This window comes from Shinella sp. NM-101, assembly GCF_021401195.1.
Taxonomy (GTDB): domain Bacteria; phylum Pseudomonadota; class Alphaproteobacteria; order Rhizobiales; family Rhizobiaceae; genus Shinella.
Genome location: NZ_JACBFT010000003.1, coordinates 324,133 through 347,013 on the forward strand (window position 1 = coordinate 324,133; position 22,881 = coordinate 347,013).

The following is a 22,881-nucleotide window of genomic DNA, read 5'->3' on the forward strand; positions in this document are numbered from 1 at the left end:
CCATGGAATTCTTTCAGGTCTTCATCGAGCTGGCGCAATCGACCGTCCGCGTCTCGACGCCGCTGATCCTCGCCGCCCTTGCCGGCCTCTTCACCGAGCGGGCCGGCGTCTTCGACATCGGCCTCGAAGGCAAGATGCTGGGCGCGGCCTTTGCCGCCGGCTCCGTCGCCTACATCACCCAGTCCGTCTATATGGGCCTGCTTGCCGCCGTCCTCGTCTCCGTGCTGCTCTCGCTGGTGCACGGCTATGCCTCGATCACCCAGCGCGGCAGCCAGATCGTCTCGGGCGTCGCCATCAATTTCGTCGTCGCCGGCTCGACCGTCATCCTCGGCGAGGCGTGGTTCCGCCAGGGCGGGCGCACGCCGGCGCTTTCGGCGGACGGCCGCTTCGGCACGATCAAGCTTCCCTTCGCCGATGCGCTGCGCGAGGTGCCGTTCCTCGGCCCGTTCTATTCCGGCCTTCTTTCCGGCCATTCGCCGCTCACCTATCTCGCCTTCCTGATGGTGCCGGTGAGCTGGTGGATCCTCTATCGCACGCGCTTCGGCCTTCGCCTGCGCGCCGTCGGCGAGAATCCGGGCGCGGTCGACACCGCCGGTATCTCGGTGATCTGGCTGCGCTACCGCGCGGTCATCTGCTGCGGCATCCTGTGCGGCATTGCCGGCGCCTATCTGTCGCTCGCCGCCAATGCCGGCTTCACCAAGGGCATGACGGCGGGCAAGGGCTATATCGCGCTCGCTGCCCTCATCTTCGCCAAGTGGCGGCCGAAGAACATCCTCTTCGCGTGCCTGCTCTTCGGCTTCCTCGATGCTTTCGCCATCCGCTACCAGGGCTACGCCTTCCCGCTGATCGGCAAGGTGCCGGTACAATTGATGCAGGCGCTGCCCTATATCCTGACCGTGATCCTGCTCGCAGGTTTCATCGGCAAGGCCATTCCGCCCAAGGCCGGCGGCGTGCCCTACGTCAAGGAGCGATGAAATGTCCCACGACCTCTTCGAGGCGGCGCGCGCGGCCATGCGCCTCGCCTATGCGCCCTATTCCAAGTTCCCGGTCGGCGCGGCGATCCGCGCCGAGGACGGGAAGATCTATGCCGGCGCCAATATCGAGAACATCTCCTTCCCGCAGGGCTGGTGCGCCGAGCCGACCGCGATCAGCCAGATGATCATGGGCGGGGCGAAGAGGATCGTCGAGATGGCCGTCATCGCGGAAAAGCTGCCGCTCTGCCCGCCCTGCGGCGGCTGCCGGCAGAAGATCGCGGAATTCGCCGCGGCGAAGACGCCGATCTATCTGTGCGACGAGACCGGCGTGAAGAAGACCATGACCATGGAAGAATTGCTGCCAAGCAGCTTTGCGACGGACACGATCGGATGAGCACGACAACCACCGACCTCCTGATCTCCCGCCTCGGCGGCGTCGCGCCGCGCTACGGCATCGTGCTCGGCTCCGGCCTCGGCACGCTGGTGGAGACCGTGCGCGATCCGCTGCGCATCCCCTATTCCGACCTGCCGAGCTTTCCGCAGAGCAGCGTCTCGGGCCATGCCGGCGAAATGGTCATCGGCTTCCTCGGTGCCGTGCCGGTCGTCATGCTCTCCGGCCGCGTGCACTATTACGAGCGGGGCGACGCCAATGCCATGCGCACGCCGATCGAGGTGCTGAAGGGACTCGGTGTCACCGCGCTGATCCTCACCAATTCGGCCGGCTCGCTGCGCGAGGACATGCCGCCCGGCTCGGTGATGCGCATTGCCGACCACATCAACTTCTCCGGCACCAACCCGCTGATCGGCCTCGAAAGCGACGACCGCTTCGTCGGCATGACGAACGCCTATGACGGCGACCTTGCCGCGCGCATGGAGGCTGCGGCGGCGAAGCTCGACATTCCGCTTTCGAGCGGCGTCTACATGTGGTTCTCCGGCCCGAGCTTCGAGACGCCGGCGGAAATCCGCATGGCGCGCGTCCTCGGCGCCGATGCCGTCGGCATGTCGACCGTGCCGGAGGTGCTGATCGCCCGGCATCTCGGCCTCAAGGTCGCGGCCGCCTCGGTCATCACCAATTTCGGCGCCGGCATGACGGGCGCCGAACTCAGCCATCACGAAACCAAGGACATGGCCCCCATCGGCGGAAAGCGGCTCGCCGCCATCCTCTCCGAGGTGATCGCGGGCGAGGGCAGGGACCATGCATGAGCGTGGCGCGAAGGAGACGGCGAGGAAGGCGCTCTCCCTGCTCGACCTGACAGATCTTGGCGAGACCTGCGACGCCGCGGCCATCGAAAGGCTTTACGAAGAGGCCAGGACACCCTTCGGCACCGTGGCGGCCATCTGCATCTGGCCGCGTTTCGTCGCGCAGGCGCGCGGACTTCTCGGCAAGGGGCATTCGGTGAAGATCGCAACCGTCGTCAACTTTCCCGCGGGCGACCTGCCGGTTGCCGACGTCGTTGCCGAGACACGGCAGGCGATTGCCGACGGCGCGGACGAGATCGACCTCGTCATTCCCTACCGCGCCTTCATCAGAGGCGACGAAGCGGCCGTGACGGAGATGGTGACGGCGGTGAAGGCCGCCTGCACGCCGCCGGTCATCCTGAAGGCCATCCTGGAGACTGGCGAACTCAAGGACCCCGCGCTGATCCGCGAGGCCTCCGACCTCGCCATCGCCGCCGGCAGCGACTTCCTCAAGACCTCCACCGGCAAGGCCGTCGTCAACGCCACGCTTCCTGCCGCCCGGATCATGCTGGCCGCGATCAGGGAAAGTGGCAGGCCGGTCGGCTTCAAGCCCGCGGGCGGCGTGCGGACCGTGGTCGATGCGGGCGAATACCTCGCCCTTGCCGCCTCGATCCTCGGCGAAGGCTGGGCGACGCCGCGGACGTTCCGCTTCGGCGCCTCCGCCCTGCTGGGAGACGTCCTTTCCGTGCTCGCCGACCAGCCCGCCTCTCCGGCGACCGCGGGCTACTGAGATGCTGCCGCAGGAGACGATCCGCCGCAAGCGCGCCGGCGAGCCTCTCGCACCGGAGGAGATCGCCCGTTTCGTCTCCGGCATCACGGATGGCAGCGTCTCCGAAGGGCAGGTCGCGGCCTTCGCCATGGCCGTCTGGTTCAAGGGCATGGCGCGCGAGGAGACCGTCGCGCTGACGCTGGCCATGCGCGATTCGGGCGACGTGCTCGACTGGTCCGGCATCGACCGGCCGATCGCCGACAAGCACTCCACGGGCGGCGTCGGTGACAACGTGTCCCTGATGCTGGCGCCGATCGCGGCCGCCTGCGGCCTTGCCGTGCCGATGATCTCCGGCCGCGGCCTCGGTCATACCGGCGGCACGCTGGACAAGCTGGAATCGATCCCGGGCTACGCGATCATGCCGCCGGCGGACCTCTTCCGCCGCACCGTTAGGGACGTCGGCTGCGCGATCATCGGCCAGACCGCCGATCTCGCCCCGGCCGACAAGCGCATCTACGCGATCCGCGACGTCACGGCGACGGTGGATTCCGTGCCGCTGATCACCGCCTCGATCCTGTCCAAGAAGCTCGCCGCCGGTCTCCGCTCGCTCGTGCTGGACGTCAAGGTCGGCAACGGCGCCTTCATGGCGGAGGCACCGGAAGCCGAAACGCTTGCCCGCTCGCTGGTCGAGGTTGCGAACGGGGCGGGCGTGAAGACCGCCGCGCTCATCACCGACATGAACCAGCCGCTTGCGGATGCCGCCGGAAACGCGGTCGAGGTCGCGAACTGCATCGCCTTCCTGAAGGGCGAGAAGGCCGGGACGCGCCTGCAGCGCATCGTGCTCGCCTTCGCGGCGGAGATGCTGGTGCTGTCGGGGCTCGAAACGGACCTTGCGGCTGCGCAGGCGAAGGCGGGTAGGGCGCTTTCCAGCGGCGCGGCGGCGGAAACCTTCGGGCGCATGGTGCATGCGATCGGCGGGCCCGCTGATTTCGTGGAGAAGGCGGACGCCTATCTGGCGCCGGCCCCGGTCGTCCGGCCGGTCCTTGCCTCCGCAGCCGGCTATCTCTCCGCCTGCGACACGCGCGGCGTCGGCCTTGCGGTCATCGAGCTTGGCGGCGGGCGCAGCCGGCCCGGCGACGGGATCGACCACCGCGTCGGTTTCGACCGGCTCCGGCCGCTCGGAACGAAGGTGGAGAAGGGCGAGGAGATCGGCCGTGTGCACGCGGCCGGGCAGGCCGATGCGGCACGCGCCGCGGAGCGGCTCTCCGGCCTCTACCGGATCACGCCGGAAGCACCGGCGGCGGCGCCGGAAATACGCGCGCGCATCAGCGCGTGAGGTGCAGGCGCCCCTCCTCGACCTTGTAGGAGGAAAGTCCCTTCAGGAAGCTCATGCCGATCAGGGTGCCGGAAAGCGCCGCGTCGTCGAGCACCATGGCGCCGACATTCTCGATCTTCACCGGCCCGATCTCGATCCGGTCCAGGCGGATATAGGCGGCGCGCGCCTTGCCGTTCGCGGTTTCGACGGCATAGCGGAAGTCGAGGCCGGCCTTGTCGATGCCGATGCGCTGGGCCGTCGAGACGTTGAGGGCGACCATGCTGGCGCCCGTGTCGACCATGCCTTCTTCCTTGCGGCCGTTGATGGAGAAGAGTCCGGTGAAATGGCCGCTCGCATCGGCGCCGATCACGGCGCTGCGGTTGCCCGTATAGCGCGCGGCATCCTGTGCCGCCGGTGCCGATGCCTTCTCGACCTTCGCCTGCGGCGCGGCGCCGGCGTGTTCGAGATAGCGGGTTGCAAGGCCCGGCACGAAGGTGGCCGCGGCGATGGCCGAACCGACGAGAAGAACGAGGCTGCGAACGAACATGGGACAGGTCTCCGGAAGGATTTGTCCCGAAATAGCACGCGTCCGGCTAACGAACGGCAAAAGGGGCGCTCGACGGCGCGCCCCTCCACGATCTTCGCTCGGCTTGGTAAAGAAGGCGTTAAGGCCTGCCCGCTACTTCGTGCCGTACATGCGGTCGCCGGCATCGCCGAGGCCGGGCACGATATAGCCCTTCTCGTTGAGCTGGCGGTCGATGGAGGCGGTATAGACCGGCACGTCCGGGTGATGCGCGCGGAAGCTCCTGATGCCCTCGGGCGCCGCCAGCAGGCAGAGGAAGCGGATGTTCTTCGCGCCGCGTTCCTTCAGCGTGTCGATGGCGGCGATGGCCGAGTTTCCGGTCGCCAGCATGGGATCGACGACGATGACGAGGCGCTCGTCGATGCTGTCGGGCGCCTTGAAGAAATATTCCACGGCTTCCAGCGTTTCATGGTCGCGGTAGACGCCGATATGCGAGACGCGGGCCGAGGGCACCAGCTCCAGCATGCCTTCGAGAAGGCCGTTGCCGGCGCGCAGGATCGAGGCGAAGACCAGCTTCTTGCCTTCCAGGACCGGCGCGTCGATGACCTCCAGCGGCGTCTCGATGCGCTCGGTGGTCAGCTCCAGGTCGCGCGTGACCTCATAGCACAGGAGCGTGGAGATTTCGCGCAGCAGGCGGCGGAAGCTGCCGGTCGACGTTTCCTTCTTGCGCATGATGGTCAGCTTGTGCTGCACGAGCGGGTGATCGATGACTGTAACGCCGTCCATGGCCAACCTTCCGAAAAATAACCGAACGTTTCTTTTTCCACGGAACGGCAGAAGCCCGCAAGAGAAGACAGGCGGCCGGAGGCGACATCCCCAGCCGGCTTTGGCCTCAGAGGGCGGAAAGCAGCCTCTGCCGCGTCGGCGCATCGACGAAGGCCGCCTCGATGGCGGTTCGCGTCATGCCGAGGATCTCCGCGTCGCTGAAGCCCATGATCGACGCGGCGACCTCGTATTCACGCGCGAGCGAAGTGTGGAAGAAGGGCGGGTCGTCCGAATTGAGCGTGACGCGCACGCCGGCCGCGTGGAGCGCCCGCAGCGGATGGCTTTGGAAATCCGGGAAGACCTTCAGCGCGACATTCGAGCCGGGGCAGGCCTCCAGCACCACGCCCTCGTCCGCCAGCCGCTTCACGAGGTCGCCATCCTGGATGGCGCGCACGCCGTGGCTGATGCGCGAGGGGCGGACATGGTCGAGCGCGTCGCGCACGCTGAAGGCGCCCGAAAGCTCGCCGGCATGGATGGTGATGCCGAGGCCGGCATCGCGGGCGATGTCGAAGGCCCGCGCGAAGTCGGCGACGCGGTGCATGCGCTCCTCGCCGGCAAGGTTGAAGCCCGTGACCAGCGGGTGCGGGCGGCGCGCGGCATATTCGGCCGCCTTCACCACCCGCTCCGGCCCGAAATGCCGGATGCCGACGACGAGGAACCGCGTTTCGATGCCGGTCTTTACCTTGGCCCGCTGCGCGCCCTCGGCAAGGCCGCTGATATAGGCATCCGCGCCGATGCCGACGGCATCGCCCTGGTCCGGCGAGACGATCAGCTCGCTGTAGATCGCGCCGTCCTCTGCGATCCCGGTGAGGTAGGTCTCGGCGAGCAGCGCATAATCCTCCTCCGTGCGGAAGAGGTTGGCGGTCGCGTCATAGCTCTCGACGAAGCTGGTGAAATCCTCCCAGGCGTATTGCCCGTCACGGATGAAGCGCGACGTGTCGATGCCGTAGCGCTCCGCCTGGGCAAGCGCCAGGGCAGGGGGCGTCGCGCCTTCGATATGGCAGTGGAGCTCCGCCTTGGCCATGCGTCCTGTCACAGGAAACTCCTTCCGTGCGGGCCGGGGGGAATGCCGAGATGGCGGGCGATGCTCTCGCCGATGTCGGCGAAGGTCGTTCGCGTCTCGATGCGGCGCGAGCGGATGCCGGGACCGAAGCTCATGATCGGCACGCGCTCGCGCGTGTGGTCGGTGCCGCGCCAGGTCGGGTCGCAGCCGTGATCGGCGGTCAGGAGGACGATGTCGCCGGGCTTGAGCTTGCGGTCGATCTCCGGCAGGCGCCGGTCGAAGGTCTCGAGCGCCGCCGCATAGCCGGGCACGTCGCGGCGGTGGCCGTAGAGCATGTCGAAGTCGACGAAATTGGTGAAGACGAGGTCGCCATCCCGGGCGTCGTCCATCACCCGCAGCGTCGCGTCGAAAAGGGCCATGTTGCCGTTGGCCTTGGTGAGCGTGCCGATGCCCCGGTGGGCGAAGATGTCGCCGATCTTGCCGACGGCGTGCACGGTGCGGCCGGCATCCGTCAGCCGGTCGAGCAGGGTGGGCTCCGGCGGCGGCACGGAATAGTCGCGCCGGTTGCCGGTGCGCTCGAAGGTCTCCGGCGTTTCGCCGGTGAAGGGGCGCGCGATGACCCGGCCGATGCGTCCGCCCGGCCGCTCGTCGAGGATCTTGCGGACGGTCTCGCAGAAGGCGAGCAGCCGGTCGAGGCCGAAGGCGTCTTCGTGCGCGGCGACCTGGAAGACGGAATCGGACGAGGTGTAGCAGATGGGCTTGCCGCTGCGCATGTGCTCCAAGCCGTGCCGGGCGATGATGTCGGTGCCGGAGGCGTGGCAGTTGCCGAGGATGCCGGGCACCTTGCCGGCCGAGCATATCGCCTCCACCAGATCAGGCTCGAAGGCATCGCCATCGGAAGGAAAATAGCCCCAGTCGAAGGTGACGGGCGTGCCGGCGATCTCCCAGTGGCCGGACGGCGTGTCCTTGCCGTTCGACACTTCGCTCGCCGCGCCGTGATAGCCGAAGACGCGCTGCGGCACCTCCATGCCCGGCGGAAAGGCGCCGGTCGCCGCGCGGGCGGCATGCAGAAGGCCGAGCGCCGACATGTTGGGAAGCCGCAGCGGCCCCTGCCTCAGGCCCGCCCGGTCGGCGGCGCCCGCCGCACAGAATTCGGCGATGTGGCCGAGCGTGTTCGCGCCGAGATCGCCGAAGGCTTTCGCATCCGGGCCGCCGCCGATGCCGAAGGAATCGAGAACGAAGAGAAAGGCTCGCGCCATGGATCACCTGTCGTCTGGTCGCGTCCGCCCCGGCAAGCGGGACGGCTTGACTGTCTGACATGACACGGGCGCCGCGAGGCGTTCAAGAAAAATCGCGCCGCCGTATCAGCAATCGCTGCAGGTGACCGCCGTGCCGCTGCGCAGGCGGAAATAGCTCGTCTTGGAGAGGTCGAGCTTGTTGAGGTTCGAGGTCAGCCCCGGCGCCATCAGCAGGATCGTATGCGGTACGGTGAGCTCCGTGCGCACGATGAACGTGCTCTTGGCATCCATGTCCGAGGGCAGGGTTACGGAATTTCCCTTGGTGTAGGGCGTGGCCGCCTTCTGGTCGCGCGACCAGGCGATGGTCGCCTTGCCGGCGGCATCGATGGCGATGCCGGTGACCTTCAGCGTGTAGCCGTCCTGCGAGAAGGGCGCGATGATGTTCTTGGTCACGTCCTTCATCGAATCCAGCGTCGCCGTGTTCGTCGTCTCGTTGCGCGTCAGGAGATCGGAGACGGTGCTTGAGGCCCGGCCGATCTTGCGCGACATGGTGACCGCGACGGTGATCTCGAAGGCGCCGATATAGGTCATGATCAAGAGCGGCGCGACGATGGCGAATTCGATGGCGCCGACGCCGCGGCGATCCTCGACGAAACGGCGCAGCCGCAATAGCACCCCGTTGCCCCGCAAGGTTGCGTCCTTTCCGGCCGTCGCAGACGAAGCGTGTCCCCGCATCACGGATAGTCCTCGTTCTGCATGATGACGGTCGCCACCATCAGGTAGTTCTGGCGGGAGCCGTCGGCCGAGCGGATGTTGGAGAGCAGCGGGCGCACGAGGTCGGTTATGATGTCCCAGCGATAATAGGCGCGCACGATGTTGATCGTTTTCTTGCCGCCGGGATCGAACTTGAAGTCCTTCGTGCTGAGATCGCCGTCGACCAGCGGAACGGTTTGCGGGATGTCCGCATAGTTGTTGAAATGGCGCACGTCGAGCAGCAGCTTGTTCGGCGTTATGATCTCGGCCGCCGAGCACGGCATCAGGATCTTGATCTCCTCGCAGAACGCCTTGCGGAAATCCTTCTCGGCGAGGCCAGGGCGGATTTCGCCGGTGCGGATCTTGCGCGCCATCGTGTCCGTGGCGGTGGCCAGCAACTGATCGCCCATGAAGGCCGCGAAGGTCTCGAGCGAGGCGAAGAGGATGACGAAGAAAGGGATGACGAGGATGGCGAATTCGATGGCCGTCGCGCCGTCGCGGCGAGCGAAAAAGCGCCCGAACAGGCCCTTCATAGGCCGTCGGCGGGTAGTTGCGTCATGATCGAGCGACATCGCGATCCGTTCCCAAGTCCTTGAGACGGACAGATTAGGCGACAGACCGTTTATATTTCGTATGCGGGACCGCGAAGATTTAAAGGGTTTCCCGCATCAAGACGGAAGAGAGGCAAGGCCGCATCAATCGCCGTTGCCGGCCTTGGAGGCGTGCTGCTCGCAGTTCGGCGTGCAGGAAAGCACCGACCGGTCGGTCTGGCGGAAGACGCGCACCGTGTTGCCTTCGTCGATCGACACGAGAATGCGCTCGTCGACGATGGCATTGCCGTCGGCATCGAGCAGGACGAGATTGGTCGTTCCGAAGTTGCGGCCGGTCAGGACGATCGTCTGTGCGTCGGCGACGGTCGCATCGGCGACTTCGGCATTGCCGAGGATCACCTTGCTGACGGGCCGGTCGAGCCGCAGCACGCGGGCATGGTCCATATAGACGCGCAGGAACTGCTCCTCCGCGACGGCAGCGGTGGCCGTCAGCAAGACGAGGGCGGTCGTTGCAAGCGTTGCTGCCGTCGCAGCGAAGGTCCGGTCGCGTCCCATAAACAGTCATCCCGACAAGAAAGTACCGATAGCATCGCCGCGAATGGTGAATGAAGGTTTAAGGCGGCCGCGGACATTCTCATTTCAACCCTGGCGCTCATTGCGGGTGTGCAGGGCAAAAGCGTGCGAAAGGCCGGGATCAGGCGGCGATACGGGCAAATTCATGCCCGGGTAACCGTAAATCCGGGAGTGTGCCGTTAGGGCTTCGTTAACTTAACTTCTTAAGCCGATGGAAATGGCCTGCCTGTAGGTTGCAGTCATCCGAACAACGGAAACAGTTGGCGGACGTGCTGAACCAACATCGTGGAGCTAGGAGAATACCATGACCAAGATTTTCGCTCGCCTTATGAAGGACGAGTCTGGCGCAACCGCCATCGAATACGGCCTGATCGCAGCCCTGATTTCCGTCGCCCTCATCACCGGTGCCACCGCTCTCGGCGGCTCGCTGAACAACCAGTTCACGGGTCTGTCGAAGCAGTTGAAAGTCAAGGCAGACGGCACAATCACGCCGTAAGCCTCTGAAATTGACCGGTTAGATATGACGAGCCGCCTCGCTAGCGAGGCGGCTTTCGTTTTCGACTTTGCCATTCATTAAGTACCAGCAGCTAGGGTCGTTCCAAACGAGGTCTTTGCAATGACAGATGCCGTCATTTTCGTGGTCTTTCCTCTTTGCGTGGCCATCGCGGCCTGCTCGGATTTCTTGACCATGACGATCCCCAACCGTGTCTCAGCAATCCTGCTGGCGTCCTTCCTCATCGTTGCCCCGTTTGTCGGCCTCGGACTCATCGACATCGCGGTGCATCTCGCGGCAGGCCTTATCGTCTTCTCCGCGTGCTTCGCGCTCTTCGCCTTCAATGTCATGGGCGGCGGCGATGCGAAGCTCCTGACGGCGAGCGCCGTGTGGTTCGGCCTGACATTCTCGCTAGTCGAATTTCTTGTCTACGTGTCATTCCTAGGCGGCGTCCTGACTTTGGCGATCCTGTCGCTGCGGGCGCACACCAATACCATTCTCGCCAGCGGCCTGCCGGTGCCGGACTCCCTCGTCATGGCCAAGAAGGTGCCCTATGGCATCGCCATCGGTGTTGCGGCCTTCATGGCCTACCCGTCCTCCCCGCTGATGCTGGCCGCGCTCGGCGGCTGACGGCGCCGTCAACCGGGCGTTAACCATACCCGTAAGGCGGCTGTTAACCATAATTATACCATTGCCGGTCAATGTGGGCTGATAGGAGACTCCGCAGCTCAGGGAAACCACATGAAACCGGCGCGAATCATCATTCTGGCAGTGGCCGTCGTTTCGGCGGGCGTCGCGGGCGTCCTTGCCCTGCAGGTCGCCCGCGGCGGCTCGGTGGTCGAGACCCAGACCGTCGTCGAGCGCGAGCCCACCACCAACGTGCTCGTCGCGAAGGAAAGCCTGCCGGTCGGCGCGCGGCTTACGTCCGACTCGGTCGCCTGGGCGGCCTGGCCGGAAGGATCCATCGTCGAGGGGTTCATCACCGACAAGAACCGGCCGGACGCGGTGGAGACCCTGAACGGCGCCATCGCCCGCATGCCCATCTTCAACGGCGAGCCGATCCGGCAGGAAAAGATCGCCGATTCGTCGAACCGCATCATGTCGTCGCTGCTGCCTTCGGGCAAACGCGCCGTCGCGACGGAGATTTCGGTCGCGACCGGCGCCGGCGGCTTCATCCTGCCGAACGACCGCGTCGACGTCAACATGGTGCGCAAGGGCGATGCGGGCGCCTACCTCACCGAGACGATCCTGTCGAACGTCCGCGTTCTCGCCATCGACCAGCAGATCCAGGAAAATCCCGATGGCTCCAAGGCGGTCGTCGGCACCACCGCGACGCTCGAGCTGACCCCCGACCAGACCAAGGTGATCGCCGTCGCCCAGCAGATGGCCGAGCGCCTGTCGCTGGCGCTGCGCAGCATCGCCGATGCCCAGGAGCCCGACACCGGCGCGGCCGACTACCTGCTCAGCGGCGGAGACGGCCGGCCGCAGGTGCAGGTGATCAAGACGGGCGCAATCGTCAACGGCACGACCGCCGCCGCAGCAAAGCAGTGACCAGGAGCTGACCGTGATTGGAATCGCAAGGACTTTTCGGGCTTCTGTCGCCGGCGGGCTGAGCTTCTGCCTGGCGGTTTCCGGCCTGCCCGTCGCCGCCGTGACCGGCGCTGCTGCAGAGGCGGCGACCTCGTCGATCCTCCGCATCCAGGAAAGCGGCCCCGGCGCGCGCAAGACGGTGCGGCTCGGCCTCAACAAGGCGCTCGTCGTGGACCTGCCCGCCGACGCGCACGATATCCTGGTCGCCGATCCCGTCAAGGCGGATGCCGTCACCCGCACCTCGCGCCGGATCTATCTCTTCGGCAAGGAGGTCGGCCAGACCAACATCTTCGTCTTCGGCCCCAACGGCGAGGAGATCGTCTCGATCGACCTCAACGTCGAACGCGACGTCAGCGGGCTGGAGGCGAACCTACGCCGCTTCATCCCCGAATCCGACATCCAGGTCGAGATCATCTCGGACAACATCGTGCTCAGCGGCTCGGTGCGCACCCCGCAGGACGCCACCCAAGCGGTGAACCTTGCACAGATATTCCTCAAGGGCGGCGAGGCGACGACACGCACCGTCGTGTCGCAGGGCAACAACGGCGATGCGGCGATCTTCGGCGAAGGGCGCCAGAGCTCCCAGGTCGTCAACATGCTGAAGATCGAGGGCGAGGACCAGGTCACGCTCAAGGTGACCGTCGCGGAAATCCGCCGCGAGGTTCTCAAGCAGCTCGGCTTCGACAACACGTTCAGCCGCGTCAACAAATCAGGCTCGAACCTCGACACCCTGATCTTCAACGCCGCCGAGGATGGTCTGTCCGGCACGGTCGCGGGAAATGTCGGGAAGTTCGGCATCCGGGCTGCGCTGAGCGCGCTCGAACAGGCAAAGGCGATCCGCACCCTCGCAGAGCCGACGCTGACGGCCGTATCCGGCCAGTCGGCGACGTTCAACTCGGGCGGCGAGCGGCTCTATTCCGTTCCCGACGGCAACGGTGGTGTCCGGATCGAAACCTACCAATACGGCATTTCGCTCGGCTTCACGCCGACCGTGCTTTCCTCGGGCCGCATCGGCCTGCGCATCCAGACGAAGGTTTCCGAACCCGTGACATCGACGACCGGGACGGAATATCGCCGTCGCGCCGCCGAAACCGTCGTCGAACTTCCCTCGGGCGGCTCGATCGCGCTGGCGGGTCTCATCAACGACGACGTGGAACAGACCATGTCCGGCACGCCGGTCGCCTCCAAGGTGCCGGTCCTCGGCGCACTCTTCCGCCAGAAGACCATCAAGCGCAACGAGACGGAACTGGTGATCATCGCCACGCCCTATCTGGTCAAGCCGGTGAGCCGGAACGCGCTGGCGCGGCCCGACGACAATTTCAACCCGGTCAACGATGCCGCCAGCGTCTTCCTTGGCCAGGTCAACCAGATTTACGGCAGCAAGAACGCACTGCCCGCCCAGCGCTACGAAGGCAGCGTCGGGTTCATCTACAAGTGATCGGGTGCGACGTGACGAAGGGACGGACCCAGCCAATGGCAAACGAAAAGCACACCACCCGCGCAAAGAACGGCCGCATCCTCGCCCTTGCCGCCATGGCGGCGCTGACCGTGGCGCTTGCGGGCTGCGCCGACCGCAGGGCGACGGGCTCCCTGCCCGACGACTACCGCACGCGCCATCCGATCGTCGTCGGCGAGCAGGAGCGCACCATCGACATCCCGGTCGCCACCGGCGCAAGCGAGTTGACGCGCGGCCAGAGCGAGGTGATCGCGGGTTTCGCCTCCGGCTACTCGGCCGAATCGTCGGGCATGTTCCGCATCATCCTGCCGCGCGGCGCGCGCAACGACGCGGCGACCTCGCTCGCCGGCCGGCAGATCCGCAAGCTGCTCGCGCGCCACGGCATTCCCGCGCGCAAGGTGATGATCGAGAATTATTCGGCGGGCGATCCGGCCGAGGCCGCGCCGATCCGCCTCAGCTACTTCGCCATCACGGCTTCGACGCAGGCCTGCGGCCAGTGGCCGGAGGATCTCGCGCTCAACACCTTCGAGAACAAGAACTACTACAATTTCGGCTGCGCCACGCAGAACAACCTCGCCGCCCAGATCGCCGATCCGAACGATCTTCTCGGCCCGCGCCGCATGACGCCGGCGGACGCCACCCAGCGCGGCGAGGCGCTCGAGCGCTATCGCGGCGCCTATACCGAACTGAAGGACAACATCTGACGATGCCCCACCTTTCCTCCAGCCAAAGCCGGGTAAAGCCATGAGCACGGTCGACTACACCTTCACGAACGAGACCGCGCGCGGGCCGGCGGACGAGGCGGTCCGGCCGGCGGACCTCGAGGCCGTGCGCCCGCTGCCGCGCATCTCCGTGCACGCCTTCTGCGAGAGCGAGGAAATGGTGCACGCCATGGAGCGGTGCGGCCAGGACCGCCGCATGGCGAAGGTGAGCCTGCGCATTTCGAGCGCGAGCGTCGCGGCGGCGGCCAACATGTTCGCCAGCGCCCCGACGCCGAACCTCCTGATCCTGGAAACCTCGACGGAGCCGAGCGCCATCATGGACGAGCTCGCCCCGCTCGCCGAGGTGTGCGATCCGTCCACCAAGGTCATCGTCGTCGGACGCTACAACGACATCTCGCTCTATCGCGAGCTGATCCGCAACGGCATTTCCGAATACATGGTCGGCCCCGTCGGCATGGCCGAGGTGCTGAACGCCATGGCGGCGATCTTCATCGATCCGGAAGCCGAGCCGCTCGGCCGCTCCATTGCGTTCATCGGCGCCAAGGGCGGCTCGGGCTCCTCGACCGTCGCGCACAATTGCGCCTTCGACATCTCCAACCTCTTCCAGACCGAGGTAATCCTCGCCGATCTCGACCTGCCCTACGGCACAGCCAATATCGACTTCGACCAGGACCCGCCGCAGGGCATCTCCGAGGCGATCTACGCGCCGGAGCGTCTCGACGAGGTCTTCCTCGACCGCCTGCTGACGAAGTGCTCCGAGCACCTTTCGCTGCTCGCGGCACCCTCCATGCTCGACCGCGCCTACGATCTCGAGCGCGGCTCCTTCCAGCCGGTCCTCGAAGTGCTCCAGCGCAGCGCGCCGGTGACGGTCCTCGACGTGCCGCACGCCTGGTCGGAATGGACGCGCACGCTGCTTTCCGAGGTGGACGAGCTGATCATCACCGCCGTGCCGGATCTTGCGAACCTGCGCAACGCCAAGAACATGCTCGACGCGCTGAAGAAGCTGCGGCCCAACGACAAGCCGCCGCACCTGATCCTCAACCAGGTCGGGATGCCGAAGCGGCCGGAAATCGCGCCCGCCGACTTCTGCGACCCGCTCGGCATCGAGCCCGCCGCGATCATTCCCTTCGACGCCCAGCTCTTCGGCACCGCCGCCAACAGCGGGCGCATGATCGCCGAGATGGATCGCAAGTCGCCGACCGCGGAGACCTTCTCGCAGATCGCCCATCTCGTGACGGGCCGCGCGACGGTGAAGAAACCCAAGAAGGCCGGGCTCGGCAAGATGCTCGGCCTGATCGGACGCAAGTAGGCCCGAAAGGGCGGTGCAACAGACTGGATGACGTGGCATGTTCGGCAAACGTGGCAATGAGGGTTTCGGCAAGAGCGGCACGACGGGCCAGGCGTCCCATGCCGTGCCTGCGGCCGCCGCGACGGTGACCGCCGAGCGCCCGCCCGCGCCTGCGCCGCAGCCCGTCTTCGAGCCGGCGCCTCCGCCGGCCGCCGCCCCGGCACCCGCCGCGCGCCGCCGCGTGGCCCGTACCGAGGACTACTACGACACGAAAAGCCAGGTCTTCTCCGCGCTCATCGACACGATCGACCTGTCGCAGCTCGCCAAGCTCGACACGGAAAGCGCGCGCGAGGAAATCCGCGACATCGTCAACGACATCATCACGATCAAGAACTTCGCGATGTCGATCTCCGAGCAGGAGGAACTGCTCGACGACATCTGCAACGACGTCCTCGGCTACGGTCCGCTGGAGCCGCTGCTGGCCCGCGACGACATCGCCGACATCATGGTCAACGGCGCCGGCAAGACCTATATCGAAGTGGGCGGCAAGGTGCAGGAATCGGAAATCCGCTTCCGCGACAATGCCCAGCTTCTCTCGATCTGCCAGCGCATCGTCAGCCAGGTCGGCCGCCGCGTCGACGAATCGAGCCCGATCTGCGATGCGCGCCTTCCCGACGGCTCGCGCGTCAACGTCATCGCGCCGCCGCTCGCCATCGACGGCACCGCGCTGACCATCCGCAAGTTCAAGAAGGACAAGCTGACGCTCGACCAGCTCGTCCGGTTCGGCTCCATCACGCCCGAGGGCGCGACGCTGCTGCAGATCATCGGCCGCGTGCGCTGCAACCTCGTCATTTCCGGCGGCACGGGCTCGGGCAAGACGACGCTTCTCAACTGCCTCACCAACTATATCGACCGGGACGAGCGGGTCATCACCTGCGAGGACTCGGCCGAACTCCAGCTCCAGCAGCCGCATGTGGTGCGCCTCGAAACCCGCCCGCCGAACATCGAGGGCGAGGGCGAGATCACCATGCGCGACCTCATCAAGAACTGCCTGCGCATGCGTCCCGAACGCATCATCGTCGGCGAAGTGCGCGGACCGGAGGTCTTCGACCTCCTGCAGGCGATGAACACCGGCCATGACGGCTCGATGGGTACCATCCACGCCAACACGCCGCGCGAGTGCCTCTCCCGCATGGAATCGATGATCGCCATGGGCGGTTACACGCTGCCGGCGAAAACCGTGCGCGAGATCATCGCCGGCTCGGTCGACATCATCATCCAGGCCTCGCGCCTGCGCGACGGCTCGCGCCGCATCACCCACATCACCGAGGTGATCGGCATGGAAGGCGACGTCATCGTCACCCAGGACCTGATGCGCTTCGACATCCAGGGCGAGGATGCCAACGGCCGCATCATCGGCAAGCACACGGGCACGGGCATCGGCAAGCCGCATTTCTGGGATCGCGCCCGCTATTTCAACGAGGAACAGCGCCTGGCGGCAACGCTCGACGCCATGGAGAAGCCGTAAGGGCAGGGCGGGGGCAAGGATGTTCGGAATGGATATCACCATCGTGGCGATCTTCGCGCTGGCGGCGCTCTCCACCGCCGGCCTTGCCTATGGCGTGCTCTTTTCGCGCATCGAGACCCAGAAGAAGGCGGAAAGCCGTGTCCGCCGCGTGCAGGCCGCCGAGACCGACCAGGGCAAGGCGAAGGCAGCACGCGACCGCATGCAGGAGCTGTCCAAGCGCCGCAAGTCGGTGCAGGAATCCCTCAAGGACCTTGAGAAGAAGCAGCAGGAGCAGACCAGGCGCGTCGCCACCACGCTGAAGGCGAGGCTCGTGCAGGCGGGCCTTTCGATCACCCCGGCGAAGTTCTACGTCTTCAGCGCGATCTTCGGCCTCTTCGTCTTCGTTGTCACGCTTATCTCCGGTGCCGGGCCGCTGGTCGCACTCGGCGCCGCCTTCATCGCAGGCGCCGGAGCGCCGCGCTGGTTCGTCGGCTTCCTCGTCAAGCGCCGGCTGAACAAGTTCCTCGAGGAGTTCCCCAACTCGCTCGACGTCATGGTGCGCTCCATCAAGTCGGGCCTGCCGCTGACGGACGCGCTGCGGCTCATCGCGGCCGAAGGCCAGGAGCCGGTGAGGACCGAGTTCCGTAAGGTCGTCGAATCCCAGCAGGTCGGCCTCAGCGTGCCGGATGCCTGCGCGCGCATGTTCACCAGCATCCCGTTGCAGGAAGTCAATTTCTTCTCGATCGTCATCGCCATCCAGAGCCAGGCGGGCGGCAACCTCTCCGAAGCGCTGGGCAACCTTTCCCGCGTGCTGCGCGAGCGCCGCAAGATGCGCGCCAAGGTCAACGCGCTGTCGATGGAGGCCAAGGCCTCGGCCGCCATCATCGGCGCCCTGCCGTTCATCGTCGCCCTCCTCGTCTACCTGACCTCGCCGGACTACATCATGGTCCTGTTCCGCGATCCGCGCGGCCACCTCATCCTCGGTCTTTCCGGCGTGTGGATGTCCATCGGCATCCTCATGATGCGCAACATGATCAACTTCGACATCTAGGGCACGAACCATGGTCGCCACGCTTACCGACCCCGCCATCCTGCTGCCGGCCTTCGTGATGATCGCGGTGCTGGCCACCTTCTATACGCTGGCGGCGCCCTATTTCGAGCGCGGCGATCTCGACAAGCGCATGAAGGCGGTGGCGCTGGAGCGCGAGCAGATGCGGGCGCGCGAGCGCGCGCGCCTCAGCGCGGAAGCCGCGCAGAGCAAGGCTTCGCTGCGCGCCCAGCACAACACCTCCGTGCGCCAGGTCGTCGAGCGGCTGAACCTGCGCGAGGCGCTGGTCGACGCCAACACGATGAACCGGCTGCGCCAGGCCGGCTACCGGTCGCAGAACGCGCTCAACATCTTCCTCTTCGCCCGTTTCGTCCTGCCCTTCGTGTTCCTGGCGCTGGCGGCATTCTACATCTTCTACCTCGGTTTTCTCGGCGAAAAGCCGCTGCCGATCCGCATCCTCGCCACCGTCGTCATCGGCTATATCGGCTTCTACGCGCCCAACATCTTCGTCTCCAACAAGGTGGGCAAGCGCCAGAAATCGATCCGCCGGGCCTGGCCGGATGCCCTCGACCTCATGCTGATCTGCGTGGAATCGGGCATCTCCATCGAGGTCGCGTTCAAGCGCGTGGCGGACGAGATCGCCATGTCCTCGCCGGAACTGGCCGAGGAACTGGTGCTCACCACGGCCGAGCTCTCCTTCCTGCAGGAACGGCGCGTCGCCTACGAGAACCTCGGCATCCGCATCGGCCTCGATACGGTCAAGTCGGTGACGCAGGCGCTGATCCAGGCCGAGCGCTACGGCACGCCGCTCGCCCAGGCGCTGCGCGTGCTGGCGCAGGAATGCCGCGACCAGCGCATGAACGAGGCCGAGAAGAAGGCCGCCGCGCTGCCGCCCAAGCTGACGGTGCCGATGATCCTGTTCTTCCTGCCGGTGCTGGTCGCCGTCATTCTCGGTCCGGCCGGCATCCAGGTCGCCGATACGTTCTGATTGCGGCAAGACGAACAAGGAAACGCCCCGGCCGGGATAACCTACCGGGGCGTTGGCGTCTTGGGAGGACGCTGGGTTCAGTTGGTATTGCCGCTGTCGTTGGCCGCGAGCTTCTTCCAGGCGTTCTGCTGGGTCAGCATGGCGCGCAGATATGTGACGTTGGCCTCTGCCTGCGCGGCGGTCAGTTCCTGCCGCGCGATGGTCTCCGCCTCCTGGAAGCGGCCCTGCAGGCCGACGGCAAGGGCGAGGTTCTGCCGCACGCTGCTGTCGGCGCCGGGCTGGGAAGCGGCCGAGCGCAGATAGGTCTCGGCTGTCTTCAGGTCGCGGGCCAGCACATAGGACATGCCGAGATTGGAAAGCACGGAGGGCTCGTTCGGCTGGATGTCCAGCGCCTCGCGGTAGCGCTGGCGCGCCTCTCCCGAGCGGCCGAGCTGGTCGAGGATGGCGCCTTCGGCCGATTTCAGCCTCCAGTCCGGCCGGTCCGGCGTCTGGGCGCGCAGGATCGTGTCGAGCGCCTGCTGGAGCTGGCCGGCGGCGGCCTGCGCCTTGCCGTAGGCGGCGAGCACCTCGCGGTTGTTCGGATTGCCGATGGCGACCTGCTGCATGACGGCGAGCGCCTGGTCGTTGCGCCCGTTCATGCGCAGCACGCTGGCATAGTTCATGCCGGTCTGCGGGTCCCGCGGGTTCTTCTCATAGGCCTTGCCGATGTTGTCGGCGGCGTTGCGCAGTTCCGTCGCGTTCATCTCGCCGACCGGCTTCGACGTCCTGGCGATGGAGCCGGTGGTGAGGTTGCTCTTAGCGGCGCAGCCCGCCATCGCAAGGGCGATGACAACCAGTGCGGCACCCCTCAGGAGCGCCGGGCGAAGTGACGTAACGCAAGCGGCCATGATCAGTCCCCGAAGCGATTTCCGCATCCCCGCGGCGGTCAAGAATCACGCCGCAATCTCCACTCCAGCAATAATCTGTTAACCCTAACAGAGTGTTAATTCGTCTGATTCCGAGACTCGCTTCAAAGGTTCCGCCATGGCCCCCTTCCAGTTCATCGACCGGCCCTCTCCCTTCAGCACGAAAGGCGGCAGGACGCTGCCGATCTTCGCGATCACGCCGGCCCATATCGAGACCGGGACGATCGACCCGATCGCGCTCGACTGGGCGAGGAAGGCCGGCTTCAAGGCCGAGTCCGGCGCGCTCCTCCTCGTGCCGACGGCGGACGGCCATCTCGGCGGCGCGCTGTTCGGCCTCGGCAGGAACCCGTCCGACGCGCCCTTCCTGACGGGCAAGCTGGCGCGCAGCCTTCCGGCCGGCGACTGGCATGTCGAGACCGCGCCGCTGACGGCCAACCGCCTCGCGCTCGGCTACGGCCTCGGCAGCTACCGTTTCGAGCGCTACAAGGCCTCCGCTTCCGAAGCCCCGACGCTGCTCATCCCGACGGACGCGGACGCGGCCGACATCAAGCGCCAGCTCGCCGGCGTCTTCCTTGCACGCGACCTCATCAACACGCCGACCAACGACATGGGCCCGGACGCGCTGGAGGACGCCTTCCGCGCGCTCGGCGAGCACTACAAGGCGAAGGTGTCCGTCATCGCCGGCGAGGATCTCCTCAAGGAGAACTTCCCGCTCATCCACACGGTCGGCCGCGCCTCGCAGCAGGCGCCGCGCCTTCTCGAACTGCGCTGGGGCAGGAAGGGTCACACGCGCGTGACGCTCGTCGGCAAGGGCGTGTGCTTCGATACCGGCGGCCTCGACATCAAGCCGGCCGCCTCCATGCTCCTGATGAAGAAGGACATGGGCGGCGCTGCGAACGTCATGGGCCTTGCGCTTATGATCATGGACGCGAAGCTGAAGGTCGACCTGCGCGTGCTCGTGCCGGTGGTCGAGAACTCGATCTCGGCCAATGCCTTCCGCCCCGGCGACATCTACAGGAGCCGCAAGGGCCTGACGGTCCAGATCGACAATACGGATGCGGAGGGCCGGCTGATCCTTGCCGACGCGCTCGCCTATGCGGACGAGGAGGACGCCGACCTCGTCATCGACATGGCGACGCTGACGGGCGCCGCCCGCGTCGCGCTCGGCCCGGACCTGCCGCCCTTCTTCACCGATGACGACGACCTTGCCCACCACCTCACCGAGGCGAGCCTTGCGGTCGATGACCCGATGTGGCGCATGCCGCTCTACATGGGCTACGACAAGGATGTCTCCGCCCGCATCGCCGACCTCACCAATGCGCCCTCCGGCGGCATGGCCGGCTCGATCACCGCGGCGCTTTTCCTCAAGCGCTTCGTCACGCGCAACCGGCATTGGGCGCATTTCGACATCTATGCCTGGGCGCAGGCCGAGCGGCCGCATTCGCCGGTCGGCGGCGAGGCGCAGGCGATCCGCGCGCTCTACCATCACCTGCGCGGCGTGGCGGCCTGAGGGGCGCTTTCCTTCGCATGAACGATACGGTAGCGTAACGAAATGCAAGGGAACACCCGGAGGCGGCCGTGCCGGTAGATCTGACCCCATCGCAGGCGCTCAGCCTCTGGCACGAGGTGACCTTGCAGCAGGTGCACCAGGACGGGCGGGACCTGACGCTCCGCCAGCTCGCCATCCTGCTCGAAATCTACCTCGTGCCGCCGCCGCATACCGTGCGGGGGCTCGCGGCCAAGCTCGGCGTCACCAAGCCGGTGATCACCCGCGCGCTCGACACGATGGGCGAGCAGGGCCTCGTCACCCGCATGCGCGACGAACGCGACCGCCGCAACGTCGTCATCAAGCGCACCGTGGACGGCGCCCTCTATCTCGAACGCCTCGGCGACCTTATAATCGCCCGGGGACGCGCCCAAACTTCATGAGAAGCCGATGAACGCCCTGCCGGACCGCCGCCTCAACGCCTACCGCCCCGACCTTGCCGAAGCGACCCTCGAAGGCGCCGTCACGGCGGAACGCTACGTCACCGGCACGCCCGCGCGCGTGGCCGCGCCCGTCGCCGCGCTCCGGCCGCGGCCGGACGAGGCCGCGGGCATCGACACGCAGGTGCTGTTCGGCGAGCGCGTGCGCGTGCTCGACCGCGCGGACGGCTGGGCCTGGGTGAAGTCGGATTTCGACTCTTATGTCGGCTACCTGCCTGGGACGGCGCTGGACATGGCCGTCACGCCAGCCACCCATGTCGTCGCCGTGCCCCGCACCTTCGCCTATTGCGGGGCGGATCTCAGAACCCCCGCCGCCTTCGCCCTTTCCATCGGAAGCCGGCTGACGGTCGTAGGCGAGAGTGAGACGCGCGGGACGCGCTATTTCACTCTGGAAGGCGGGCAGTCGGTCGTCGCCGGCCATTGCCTGCCGGCCGGCGAGACGGCCGGTGACGATTACGTGGCCATTGCCGGCCGCTTCCTCGAAACGCCCTATCTGTGGGGCGGCCGCTCGGGCTTCGGCCTCGATTGCTCGGCGCTCGTGCAGCTTTCGATGATGATGGCCGGCCGCAGCGTGCCGCGCGATTCCGACATGCAGGCCGCCGGCCTCGGCACGCCCATCGAACACGGCGCGTTGCGGCGCGGCGATCTCGTCTTCTGGAAGGGGCATGTGGCGATCATGGAGGACGAGGCGACCATCATCCACGCCAACGGCCACACGATGAGCGTCGCCCGCGAGCCGCTCGCCGCCGCCATCGAGCGCACCGGCTATCTCTACCAGCAGCCGACGGGCTATCGCCGGCCGGTTTAAAACAGCGTCTCGTAGACGTCCGGCTTGAAGCCGGCGGTAAATTGCCCGTCGCGGTCGAGGAGGGGGCGCTTGATCATCGAGGGCTGCGCGAGCATCAGCGCGATCGCCTTTTCGGCATCGAGATCCTGCTTGTCGCTGTCGGGCAGGGCGCGGAAGGTGGTGCCGGCGCGGTTGAGCACGGTTTCCCAGCCGAGGGCGTCGACCCAGCGCTTCAGGCTCGCCGCGTCGATGCCTTCGGCCTTGTAGTCGTGGAAGCGGTAGGCGATGCCGCGGGCATCGAGCCAGTTCCGCGCCTTCTTCATCGTGTCGCAGGTCTTGATGCCGTAGATCGTGACGGTCACGTCTTCCTCCTCATGCCGTTTCCGGCTTTCATAAAGCGCCGTGCCC

The 22,881-nt window shown here is 66.5% G+C and carries 26 protein-coding genes; 17 read left to right on the forward strand and 9 right to left on the reverse strand.

The features are described 5' to 3' along the window. Window positions 1-2: 2 nt before the first annotated feature. The 5 genes from L0976_RS08600 to deoA are packed head-to-tail and all read left to right on the forward strand — an operon-like array spanning window position 3 to window position 4,258. Window positions 3-974, forward strand: coding sequence for an ABC transporter permease (locus L0976_RS08600; protein WP_234186937.1), 972 nt, complete (start codon window positions 3-5; stop codon window positions 972-974). Between the two features lies 1 nt (window position 975). Continuing rightward, window positions 976-1,368 carry a cytidine deaminase gene (locus tag L0976_RS08605; protein ID WP_203317219.1) on the forward strand — a complete coding sequence of 131 codons (393 nt, stop codon included), beginning with the start codon at window positions 976-978 and terminating at the stop codon, window positions 1,366-1,368. Then, window positions 1,365-2,177 (forward strand): purine-nucleoside phosphorylase, encoded by an 813-nt coding sequence (locus L0976_RS08610; protein WP_234186938.1) that lies wholly within the window; start codon window positions 1,365-1,367, stop codon window positions 2,175-2,177. Before L0976_RS08605 ends, L0976_RS08610 begins: the two co-directional genes overlap by 4 nt. Next, a complete protein-coding gene (gene deoC / locus L0976_RS08615) occupies window positions 2,170-2,943 on the forward strand; it encodes a deoxyribose-phosphate aldolase (protein WP_234186939.1) in 774 nt (257 codons plus the stop codon). Before L0976_RS08610 ends, deoC begins: the two co-directional genes overlap by 8 nt. 1 nt (window position 2,944) lies before the next feature. Beyond that, window positions 2,945-4,258 carry a thymidine phosphorylase gene (gene deoA / locus L0976_RS08620; RefSeq protein WP_234186940.1) on the forward strand — a complete coding sequence of 438 codons (1,314 nt, stop codon included), beginning with the start codon at window positions 2,945-2,947 and terminating at the stop codon, window positions 4,256-4,258. On the opposite strand, the gene L0976_RS08625 is transcribed toward deoA, so the two are convergent. The 7 genes from L0976_RS08625 to L0976_RS08655 form a co-directional block, all read right to left on the reverse strand. Continuing rightward, complete coding sequence (locus tag L0976_RS08625; protein WP_234186941.1) at window positions 4,248-4,784, reverse strand: TIGR02281 family clan AA aspartic protease; 537 nt, start codon at window positions 4,782-4,784, stop codon at window positions 4,248-4,250. The two genes, deoA and L0976_RS08625, sit on opposite strands and share 11 nt — an antisense overlap. Window positions 4,785-4,916: 132 nt before the next feature. Beyond that, on the reverse strand, window positions 4,917-5,546 hold the full coding sequence (upp, locus tag L0976_RS08630; RefSeq protein ID WP_203317224.1) for a uracil phosphoribosyltransferase: 630 nt from the start codon (window positions 5,544-5,546) through the stop codon (window positions 4,917-4,919). Window positions 5,547-5,652: 106 nt separating this feature from the next. Continuing rightward, on the reverse strand, window positions 5,653-6,609 hold the full coding sequence (locus L0976_RS08635; protein ID WP_255695855.1) for an adenosine deaminase: 957 nt from the start codon (window positions 6,607-6,609) through the stop codon (window positions 5,653-5,655). Window positions 6,610-6,617: 8 nt separating this feature from the next. Then, window positions 6,618-7,847, reverse strand: a complete 1,230-nt coding sequence (locus tag L0976_RS08640) for a phosphopentomutase (RefSeq protein ID WP_234186943.1) — start codon at window positions 7,845-7,847, stop codon at window positions 6,618-6,620. Between the two features lie 105 nt (window positions 7,848-7,952). Then, window positions 7,953-8,516, reverse strand: a complete 564-nt coding sequence (locus tag L0976_RS08645) for a TadE/TadG family type IV pilus assembly protein (RefSeq protein WP_203317227.1) — start codon at window positions 8,514-8,516, stop codon at window positions 7,953-7,955. Between the two features lie 44 nt (window positions 8,517-8,560). Further along, window positions 8,561-9,151, reverse strand: a complete 591-nt coding sequence (locus L0976_RS08650) for a TadE/TadG family type IV pilus assembly protein (protein ID WP_370643607.1) — start codon at window positions 9,149-9,151, stop codon at window positions 8,561-8,563. A gap of 123 nt (window positions 9,152-9,274) precedes the next feature. Next, window positions 9,275-9,685 carry a pilus assembly protein N-terminal domain-containing protein gene (locus tag L0976_RS08655; protein ID WP_203317229.1) on the reverse strand — a complete coding sequence of 137 codons (411 nt, stop codon included), beginning with the start codon at window positions 9,683-9,685 and terminating at the stop codon, window positions 9,275-9,277. Window positions 9,686-10,007: 322 nt separating this feature from the next. On the opposite strand from L0976_RS08655, the gene L0976_RS08660 reads away from it, so the two are divergent. From L0976_RS08660 to L0976_RS08700, 9 genes are all read left to right on the forward strand, one after another. Beyond that, entirely contained in the window at window positions 10,008-10,199 is a 192-nt protein-coding gene (locus L0976_RS08660) for a Flp family type IVb pilin (RefSeq protein WP_234186945.1), read from the forward strand. 120 nt (window positions 10,200-10,319) lie between these two features. Then, window positions 10,320-10,826: a prepilin peptidase gene (locus tag L0976_RS08665; protein ID WP_234186946.1), complete on the forward strand. Its 507-nt coding sequence runs from the start codon at window positions 10,320-10,322 to the stop codon at window positions 10,824-10,826. 111 nt (window positions 10,827-10,937) lie between these two features. Next, window positions 10,938-11,747: a Flp pilus assembly protein CpaB gene (gene cpaB / locus L0976_RS08670; protein WP_203317232.1), complete on the forward strand. Its 810-nt coding sequence runs from the start codon at window positions 10,938-10,940 to the stop codon at window positions 11,745-11,747. Window positions 11,748-11,760: 13 nt separating this feature from the next. Further along, the gene (locus L0976_RS08675) at window positions 11,761-13,224 is read left to right on the forward strand and encodes a type II and III secretion system protein family protein (protein WP_203317233.1); all 1,464 of its coding nucleotides are present in this window, start codon (window positions 11,761-11,763) and stop codon (window positions 13,222-13,224) included. Between the two features lie 35 nt (window positions 13,225-13,259). After that, window positions 13,260-13,946 (forward strand): CpaD family pilus assembly protein, encoded by a 687-nt coding sequence (locus L0976_RS08680; RefSeq protein ID WP_234186947.1) that lies wholly within the window; start codon window positions 13,260-13,262, stop codon window positions 13,944-13,946. Between the two features lie 40 nt (window positions 13,947-13,986). Next, window positions 13,987-15,273, forward strand: a complete 1,287-nt coding sequence (locus tag L0976_RS08685) for a CpaE family protein (protein ID WP_203317235.1) — start codon at window positions 13,987-13,989, stop codon at window positions 15,271-15,273. Window positions 15,274-15,310: 37 nt separating this feature from the next. Beyond that, window positions 15,311-16,780 carry a CpaF family protein gene (locus L0976_RS08690; RefSeq protein WP_203317236.1) on the forward strand — a complete coding sequence of 490 codons (1,470 nt, stop codon included), beginning with the start codon at window positions 15,311-15,313 and terminating at the stop codon, window positions 16,778-16,780. Window positions 16,781-16,799: 19 nt separating this feature from the next. Continuing rightward, window positions 16,800-17,810, forward strand: coding sequence for a type II secretion system F family protein (locus tag L0976_RS08695; protein ID WP_203317237.1), 1,011 nt, complete (start codon window positions 16,800-16,802; stop codon window positions 17,808-17,810). A 10-nt stretch (window positions 17,811-17,820) separates the two neighbouring features. Next, window positions 17,821-18,795: a type II secretion system F family protein gene (locus L0976_RS08700; RefSeq protein ID WP_203317238.1), complete on the forward strand. Its 975-nt coding sequence runs from the start codon at window positions 17,821-17,823 to the stop codon at window positions 18,793-18,795. Between the two features lie 77 nt (window positions 18,796-18,872). Here L0976_RS08700 and L0976_RS08705 read toward each other — a convergent pair whose 3' ends face one another. Then, complete coding sequence (locus tag L0976_RS08705; protein WP_234186948.1) at window positions 18,873-19,682, reverse strand: lipopolysaccharide assembly protein LapB; 810 nt, start codon at window positions 19,680-19,682, stop codon at window positions 18,873-18,875. Window positions 19,683-19,818: 136 nt separating this feature from the next. Here L0976_RS08705 and L0976_RS08710 point away from each other — a divergent pair, with 136 nt between their 5' ends. The 3 genes from L0976_RS08710 (at window position 19,819) to L0976_RS08720 (ending at window position 22,494) form a co-directional block, all read left to right on the forward strand. Continuing rightward, on the forward strand, window positions 19,819-21,210 hold the full coding sequence (locus L0976_RS08710; protein WP_234186949.1) for a M17 family metallopeptidase: 1,392 nt from the start codon (window positions 19,819-19,821) through the stop codon (window positions 21,208-21,210). Window positions 21,211-21,278: 68 nt separating this feature from the next. Then, window positions 21,279-21,629, forward strand: a complete 351-nt coding sequence (locus tag L0976_RS08715; protein WP_203317241.1) for a MarR family transcriptional regulator — start codon at window positions 21,279-21,281, stop codon at window positions 21,627-21,629. Window positions 21,630-21,636: 7 nt separating this feature from the next. Then, on the forward strand, window positions 21,637-22,494 hold the full coding sequence (locus L0976_RS08720) for an NlpC/P60 family protein (RefSeq protein WP_234186950.1): 858 nt from the start codon (window positions 21,637-21,639) through the stop codon (window positions 22,492-22,494). Here the strand turns inward: L0976_RS08720 and L0976_RS08725 are convergent. Beyond that, window positions 22,491-22,835: an ArsC family reductase gene (locus tag L0976_RS08725; RefSeq protein ID WP_234186951.1), complete on the reverse strand. Its 345-nt coding sequence runs from the start codon at window positions 22,833-22,835 to the stop codon at window positions 22,491-22,493. The two genes, L0976_RS08720 and L0976_RS08725, sit on opposite strands and share 4 nt — an antisense overlap. Window positions 22,836-22,881 lie beyond the last annotated feature (46 nt).

Bases quoted from the DNA above. Each gene is read 5' to 3' on its own strand.
- L0976_RS08685 (WP_203317235.1), top strand. From the start codon at position 13,987: ATGAGCACGGTCGACTACACCTTCACGAACGAGACCGCGCGCGGGCCG.
- L0976_RS08655 (WP_203317229.1), bottom strand. From the start codon at position 9,685: ATGGGACGCGACCGGACCTTCGCTGCGACGGCAGCAACGCTTGCAACG.
- L0976_RS08605 (WP_203317219.1), top strand. From the start codon at position 976: ATGTCCCACGACCTCTTCGAGGCGGCGCGCGCGGCCATGCGCCTCGCC.
- L0976_RS08635 (WP_255695855.1), bottom strand. From the start codon at position 6,609: ATGGCCAAGGCGGAGCTCCACTGCCATATCGAAGGCGCGACGCCCCCT.
- L0976_RS08680 (WP_234186947.1), top strand. From the start codon at position 13,260: ATGGCAAACGAAAAGCACACCACCCGCGCAAAGAACGGCCGCATCCTC.
- L0976_RS08710 (WP_234186949.1), top strand. From the start codon at position 19,819: ATGGCCCCCTTCCAGTTCATCGACCGGCCCTCTCCCTTCAGCACGAAA.
- L0976_RS08600 (WP_234186937.1), top strand. From the start codon at position 3: ATGGAATTCTTTCAGGTCTTCATCGAGCTGGCGCAATCGACCGTCCGC.
- cpaB (WP_203317232.1), top strand. From the start codon at position 10,938: ATGAAACCGGCGCGAATCATCATTCTGGCAGTGGCCGTCGTTTCGGCG.
- L0976_RS08665 (WP_234186946.1), top strand. From the start codon at position 10,320: ATGACAGATGCCGTCATTTTCGTGGTCTTTCCTCTTTGCGTGGCCATC.
- L0976_RS08660 (WP_234186945.1), top strand. From the start codon at position 10,008: ATGACCAAGATTTTCGCTCGCCTTATGAAGGACGAGTCTGGCGCAACC.
- L0976_RS08610 (WP_234186938.1), top strand. From the start codon at position 1,365: ATGAGCACGACAACCACCGACCTCCTGATCTCCCGCCTCGGCGGCGTC.
- L0976_RS08690 (WP_203317236.1), top strand. From the start codon at position 15,311: ATGTTCGGCAAACGTGGCAATGAGGGTTTCGGCAAGAGCGGCACGACG.
- L0976_RS08700 (WP_203317238.1), top strand. From the start codon at position 17,821: ATGGTCGCCACGCTTACCGACCCCGCCATCCTGCTGCCGGCCTTCGTG.
- L0976_RS08695 (WP_203317237.1), top strand. From the start codon at position 16,800: ATGTTCGGAATGGATATCACCATCGTGGCGATCTTCGCGCTGGCGGCG.
- deoC (WP_234186939.1), top strand. From the start codon at position 2,170: ATGCATGAGCGTGGCGCGAAGGAGACGGCGAGGAAGGCGCTCTCCCTG.
- L0976_RS08625 (WP_234186941.1), bottom strand. From the start codon at position 4,784: ATGTTCGTTCGCAGCCTCGTTCTTCTCGTCGGTTCGGCCATCGCCGCG.
- L0976_RS08705 (WP_234186948.1), bottom strand. From the start codon at position 19,682: ATGGCCGCTTGCGTTACGTCACTTCGCCCGGCGCTCCTGAGGGGTGCC.
- upp (WP_203317224.1), bottom strand. From the start codon at position 5,546: ATGGACGGCGTTACAGTCATCGATCACCCGCTCGTGCAGCACAAGCTG.
- deoA (WP_234186940.1), top strand. From the start codon at position 2,945: ATGCTGCCGCAGGAGACGATCCGCCGCAAGCGCGCCGGCGAGCCTCTC.
- L0976_RS08720 (WP_234186950.1), top strand. From the start codon at position 21,637: ATGAACGCCCTGCCGGACCGCCGCCTCAACGCCTACCGCCCCGACCTT.
- L0976_RS08640 (WP_234186943.1), bottom strand. From the start codon at position 7,847: ATGGCGCGAGCCTTTCTCTTCGTTCTCGATTCCTTCGGCATCGGCGGC.
- L0976_RS08650 (WP_370643607.1), bottom strand. From the start codon at position 9,151: ATGTCGCTCGATCATGACGCAACTACCCGCCGACGGCCTATGAAGGGC.